This window comes from Rufibacter ruber, from assembly GCF_001647275.1.
Lineage (GTDB): Bacteria > Bacteroidota > Bacteroidia > Cytophagales > Hymenobacteraceae > Nibribacter > Nibribacter ruber_C.
In genome coordinates, this window is sequence record NZ_LRMM01000122.1 from 1 (window position 1) to 6,279 (window position 6,279).

Annotated in this window: 5 protein-coding genes; 3 read left to right on the top strand and 2 right to left on the bottom strand. The window is 53.5% G+C overall.

The genetic code is table 11. The annotated features are described in order from the left end of the window. Positions 1 to 142: 142 nt before the first annotated feature. Entirely contained in the window at positions 143 to 514 is a 372-nt protein-coding gene (locus tag A8O25_RS21755) for a hypothetical protein (protein ID WP_066839684.1), read from the bottom strand. Further along, positions 487 to 783 (bottom strand): hypothetical protein, encoded by a 297-nt coding sequence (locus A8O25_RS21760; protein WP_066839685.1) that lies wholly within the window; start codon positions 781 to 783, stop codon positions 487 to 489. Before A8O25_RS21760 ends, A8O25_RS21755 begins: the two co-directional genes overlap by 28 nt. 144 nt (positions 784 to 927) lie before the next feature. Here A8O25_RS21760 and A8O25_RS21765 point away from each other — a divergent pair, with 144 nt between their 5' ends. From A8O25_RS21765 to lolA1, 3 genes are all read left to right on the top strand, one after another. Then, positions 928 to 1,959, top strand: coding sequence for a quinone-dependent dihydroorotate dehydrogenase (locus A8O25_RS21765; RefSeq protein ID WP_066839691.1), 1,032 nt, complete (start codon positions 928 to 930; stop codon positions 1,957 to 1,959). An 860-nt stretch (positions 1,960 to 2,819) separates the two neighbouring features. Continuing rightward, entirely contained in the window at positions 2,820 to 5,480 is a 2,661-nt protein-coding gene (locus A8O25_RS21770) for an FtsK/SpoIIIE family DNA translocase (RefSeq protein WP_066839687.1), read from the top strand. A gap of 31 nt (positions 5,481 to 5,511) precedes the next feature. Then, a complete protein-coding gene (lolA1, locus tag A8O25_RS21775; protein ID WP_066839689.1) occupies positions 5,512 to 6,165 on the top strand; it encodes an outer membrane lipoprotein periplasmic chaperone LolA1 in 654 nt (217 codons plus the stop codon). The last annotated feature ends 114 nt before the right edge of the window (positions 6,166 to 6,279 follow it).

Here is a 6,279-nt window from a genome sequence, read left to right on the forward strand (position 1 = left end):
AAACGGAAAGGTGTATTTTTCTCCATTCTTGGAACTTAGCCTGCACAAATCTTTCGCACGCCTTCCTTGTCCCCCTTTCAAAAGGGGACAAGGAAGGCGAACTTCTTTTGCTGTTTTTCAGAAAACAGCCCCAAAACGGAAGTTACCTGTTCAAAAACCTATAGAAAATCCATCCGCCCAAGGCGTACAACCCCGCATCTACCCCATCTCCGGTATAACGCGGCAGGAATAGCGGGAAGAACACCTCAAACGCCAGGGCGAAGTAGAGCACCGTAAACAGCACGTGGTATTTGGAGAACCGCACTTGGTGGCCGTAGAAAAACCGCATCACCAACAGCGTCACGGTGAGCACCAGCGGGAGGCAGAGCAGGTCATCCAGGTAAAACCGCACCCACGCCGGCCTGGGCAGCTCCAGCCAGCGCCAAACCCAATGCCCCAGGTACACCACAGCCAGCCCCCAGAACAGCGGGCTAAGGGTTGGCCAAACTAACCGGCCAGCACCGCGATGAGCCATAAGAGAAAAGACACCACGCCCACAAAAGCCAGCTGAAACCCCAGCCCAATTCTTTTGAAGAATCTGGTAAACCACGGGTCGTCTGGGTTGATTTGAATGAAGTCAACGGTGAAGCGCTCTTTCTCCTCCTGTTTTCGTTCTTCCTGCGCTTGTTGACGGGCTAAGGCGTCCGGGTCCAGAATTCCCTGGCAGTGCTCGCAGCGGTCATGGGGGCTTTGGTTCCAGGCAGACCATTGGCCGCAATGGGGGCATTTTTTACTGGCGTTCATAGGCGCAAGGCTGATGGGTGTCTTTTATCCTACGGAAAAAACCTTGGTTTTTGTTCAGAAAAGAGAGTTGACCACGCTAAGGTAAAGACGAAGGGCCAACAGGCAAGCCATTCTTTTTTATCTTTGCCCAAACCTACTGCTGCCGTGTACAAAGAACTCCTAAGACCGCTCCTTTTCAAACTAGACCCTGAGAACGTCCATCATCTCACCACCTCGGCGCTTAAAACAGCCTACCAGTTGCCCCTGGCCAAAACCATCAGCAAAAGCCTGTTTCAGGTTGAAGATAAACGGCTGGAGCGGAAAGTTTTCGGGCTCACGTTCCCCAATCCGGTGGGTCTGGCGGCGGGGTTTGACAAAGACGCCCGCATGATTGACGAGTTCGCCGAACTGGGCTTCGGGTTCATTGAGATTGGCACGCTCACGCCCAAACCGCAGGCCGGAAATCCCAAACCCAGGCTGTTCAGGCTGCCGCAGGACGGGGCCATCATCAACCGCATGGGCTTCAACAATGAGGGCGTGGAACGCGCGGTAGAGCGGCTTAAAAGCCGAAAAAGCAGCGTGATTGTGGGCGGGAACATCGGCAAGAACAAAGTCACCCCCAATGAACAGGCGCTGCAGGATTACCTGCTGTGCTTTGACGCGCTGTATGACGTGGTAGATTATTTTGTGGTGAACGTGAGCTCGCCCAACACCCCAGATTTGCGCGCGCTGCAGGAGAAAGAGCCGCTGCTTGAGCTGTTGAGCAACCTGCAGAACCGCAACCAGGGCAAAGCAAAACCCAAACCGCTGCTGCTCAAAATTGCCCCAGACCTGAACCACGCGCAGCTGGATGATATTGTGGAGATTGCCGTACAAACCAATCTCTCTGGCGTCATCGCCACCAACACCACCATCAGCCGGGCGGGTTTGCAGACACCGGCGGACGCCGTGGAAGCCATGGGCATGGGCGGCCTCAGCGGAAAACCGTTGACCCACGCCTCTACTGAAGTGCTGAAATATCTGCGCCAGAATCTGCCCGAGCAAGTGCGGTTGGTAGGCGTAGGCGGCATCATGACCCCGGAAGATGCTATAGAAAAACTCAACGCCGGTGCCGATCTGGTGCAGCTCTACACCGGTTTCATCTACGAAGGCCCCAGCCTGATAAAGCGCATCAACCAGCGGCTGCTGCAGAAATAGTTGGCGGCGGTTTTCTGTTTTCGGGCTGTTTTGCGAAAAACAGGCCAAAAACGGCGCTGAATTTATTCTGCGAGATAGGGTACTGTAGCTTCGTGGCACTGACACGACGTGTCTCCATGAAACGAATACGCCCAAAAGAACAAACCAGCTTTCAGGGATAATAAGGGTAATAGGTGCCGGTGCCTGACCTGCTGCGGAGAACCACGTAGTGTCAGTGCCACGACGCTACAGATACGTTTTCGGCCTGTTTTCGCCAAAACAAGCCGAAAACGGAAAACCAGGATGTTTCGCTGTTCGGGATTTGCAATCCGCCTCAGGCAGAGAAAAGGGGATTGCAAATCCCCATAGTACCTCCTTCCGGATTGCAAATCCGGAAGAGCGGGGGAAGGCCGTTGAGCGGCTGCGCCGTCGGAAAAGCAAGGTCATTGTAGGCGGAATCTGCTATCTGCAATTCGGGAGTTCAACTCCCGAATTGAACTGCTGCGGAGTTCTACTCCGCTGGCTGCCATGTGCAAAAGCCGGGCAGGCGCAAAAGAAGGGGAGTAGAACTCCCCGGCAGGAAGTTTGCGGAGTAGAACTCCGCAAAAGCAGGGTAGAACTCTGCAAAAGCAGGAGCTAAACATACATTCTCCTCCTTGGAGAGGTAGGGGTGGGTTTCACTTCTGCAGAGGTACACTCACCAACAAAACTTATCCCTTTTCGGCCTGTTTTCGTCAAAATAGGCCGAAAACGGGAATTGGAACCTAAGGTCTGCTGGGACGGGTAACTTAGCAATATCCCTATATTCAGAAGAGCAGATACTGGAAGAATCTTGTCGGCAGATTGCCTGAAAAAATGTAGATTTGAGGTTTGGAGATAGTATGGCAACGAATACATATAAACGCGAAGTAGGGAATGTGCCCCGGCCTAAAAATGCGCCGCGGGTCCAGAATGAGCCGAAGGGAAGGACAGAGACGCGCGCGCCCAAAGAACCCAAGGAGCCTAAAACCAGGAAGCCGTTTCCCAAGCCGCAGCTTTCCTTCAATTTTGTGAAAGACCGCCGCTTGCAGCTGGGCGTGGGGTTCTTTTTCCTGCTATCAGCGTTGTACCTGGCCATTGCCTTCGTGTCTTTCCTGTTCACCGGCACCGCCGACCAGAGCGTGGTAGAATCGGTGACGGCCGCTGAGGTGAAGGAGGCCGGGCTGGAGTCTGAAAACTGGCTGGGTCTGTTCGGGGCGTGGGTGTCAGATTATTTCATCAACCGCTGGTTTGGGGTGGCCTCGTTCTTTTTCATTCCCATCATCTTTTTCATTGGCTACAAAATCGTCTTCCGGCGCACTACGGTCACGTTTTCATCGGTGGTCACGCTTTGCCTGTTCGGGCTGCTGTGGGGCACCGTGACCACCGGCTACGTGGTCTTGGTTGGGAACGTAGTAGATAAATTGAGCTTTCTGAGCGGCGCCATCGGGTTTGAGTCGGCTATCTGGTTGCAGAGTCTGTTGGGCTGGGGAACCGGGCTGCTGCTCGCGTTTCTGTTGGTGCTTTTCGTGATTTTCTTCTTCAATATCACCACCATTGGGCGTTCCAGAACTTCCGCCACGGCGGAGGACGAAACGTCTGAAAAGAAAAATGCCCCGTTTGCCACGTCAGAAGCGGGCGTGTACGCCTCGCCCAGCGTGGGCATGAACCATATGAGCAACCCATCGGGCACGTTTGAGGACGAAGAAGAAGAGGAGGAAGAAGAAGCAGCGTTCCCGGCGCCGTTTGCCGTGCAGGAGCAGGAGGAAGAGGAGGAGCAGGAATTTGCCTCGGCGTACGCCGAAAAAGAAAACGAGCCGGAGGAAGACCTGTTTGAAGTGAACGAGTTGCCGGTAACGCCCAAAATGACCACACCGGTTAGTTCGCTGCCGTTGTCTTTAGAGCTTGAACAGGACGAGGACGTGCTCATTCAGGAGCCCGAGGCCGAGCCGGAGCTGGATTTGGCCGTGCAGAAAGTGGCCGAAGAAGAGGAATCTGACGAGCTGGTGAGCGAAAACTACGACCCCACCTTAGATTTGCCGCGCTACCAGTACCCGTCTATTGACCTGCTCATTGACTACGGCGTGGGCAAGGTGCAGGTGACCAAAGAGGAACTGGAGGCGAACAAAGACAAGATTGTAGAGACGCTGGGCAACTACAGCATCGGGATCGCCAGCATCAAAGCCACCATTGGCCCAACCGTGACGCTGTATGAAATTGTGCCAGACGCGGGCGTGCGAATCTCCAAGATTAAGAGCCTGGAAGACGACATCGCGTTGAGTTTGGCTGCCCTTGGTATCCGTATTATCGCGCCCATTCCGGGCAAAGGAACCATCGGGATTGAGGTGCCGAACAAGAAGAAAGAGATGGTTTCCATCAAATCTATCCTGAGCACCGAGAAGTTCCTGAAAAGTGAGATGGACCTGCCCATCGCTTTCGGGAAAACGATTACGAACGAAGTTTTTATCGCTGATTTGGCCAAGATGCCGCACTTGCTCATGGCCGGGGCCACGGGTCAGGGTAAATCGGTGGGGTTGAACGCCATCTTGACCTCTTTGCTGTACAAGCGTCACCCGTCACAGTTGAAGTTTGTGTTGGTAGACCCTAAGAAGGTAGAATTGTCTCTGTTCAACAAGATTGAGCGCCACTTCTTGGCTAAGCTGCCCGATACCGATGAGGCCATCATCACTGATACCAAGAAGGTGGTGAACACGCTGAACTCGCTCTGTATGGAGATGGACCAGCGTTATGATTTGCTCAAAGACGCCGGTTGCCGGAATTTGAAAGAATACAACCTCAAGTTTGTAGAGCGCCGCCTGAACCCTAAGAAGGGCCACCGTTTCATGCCGTTCATTGTACTGGTGATTGACGAGCTGGCTGACTTGATGATGACTGCCGGGAAAGAGGTGGAAACCCCCATTGCCCGTTTGGCGCAGCTGGCCCGGGCCATCGGGATTCACCTGGTGGTGGCTACCCAGCGCCCGTCTGTGAACGTGATTACGGGTATCATCAAAGCCAACTTCCCGGCGCGTATCTCTTTCAAGGTAACGTCTAAAATTGACTCGCGTACTATCCTGGACACCGGCGGTGCCGACCAGTTGATTGGCCAGGGCGATATGCTGTTCTCGCTGGGTTCGGACCTGATTCGGGTGCAGTGCGCGTTTGTAGACACGCCCGAAGTGGACAGAATCTGCGAATTCATTGGCGAGCAGCAAGGCTATTCAGATGCCTACCTGTTGCCAGAATTTGTGGGCGATGAAGGCGGCAATGAGAAAGCTGACTTTGACCCGAGCAACAAAGACGCCATGTTTGAAGAGGCCGCCCGCATTGTGGTGACGCACCAGCAAGGCAGTACGTCGTTGTTGCAGCGCCGCCTGAAACTGGGCTACAACCGCGCCGGCCGTTTAATTGACCAACTGGAGGCCGCCGGCGTGGTAGGTCCGTTTGAAGGCAGCAAGGCGCGTGAAGTTTTAATTCCAGATGAATACAGTTTGGAACAGTTATTGAATAACATGGATTCGTAACCACGAATCCATTTATTTTAAAAGATAGACCATGAAACGATTCTTTTCCCTTCTGCTCGCTTTGTTCGCTGTGGTACAGTTAGCCAGTGCGCAGAATAACTCCAAAGACCCCGCCGCCCAAAAGGTGTTGGACGCCATGAGCAAGAAATACCAAGCCATGAGCGCCTTCAAAGTTAATTTCACCCAGACCCTGGAAAGCCCCTCGGCGAAGGTGAAGGAAAACATGACCGGTGACATCACCGTGGCCGGAAATAAATTCAGGTTATCCGTAGCGGGGCAGGAGGTCATCAACAACGGCTCTACCATCTGGACGTTTATGAAAGACGTGAACGAGGTGACCGTGTCTGACTATGACCCTGAGGAAACCGAGATGACGCCCAGCCAGATTTACAACCTCTACAAAAAAGGCTATAAGTACGTGTACGCCGAAGAGGCCAAAGAAGGCGGCGAAGCCGTACACGTGATTGACCTCTCGCCTGAAGACCGGGACAACCAAGTCTACAAAGTACGGCTGCACATCAGCAAGAAAGACCACTCCCTGAAATCCTGGAAAATGTTCCGGAAGAACGGCAACCGCTACACCTACACAGTGAAGAAGTTCACCCCCAATCCGCCGGTAACCGCCAGCACCTTCGCGTTTGACAAGAGCAAATACAAAGGGGTAAAAGTAGTAGACCTGCGGTAGCTAGTAGCACGTATCAAGTATCAAGACAAAAGGCTTCTGCTGAAAAGCGGGAGCCTTTTCTGTTTTTAGCCTGTTTGCAACAGCCGAAACGCAAACGGCGCCGTTCCTACTCCT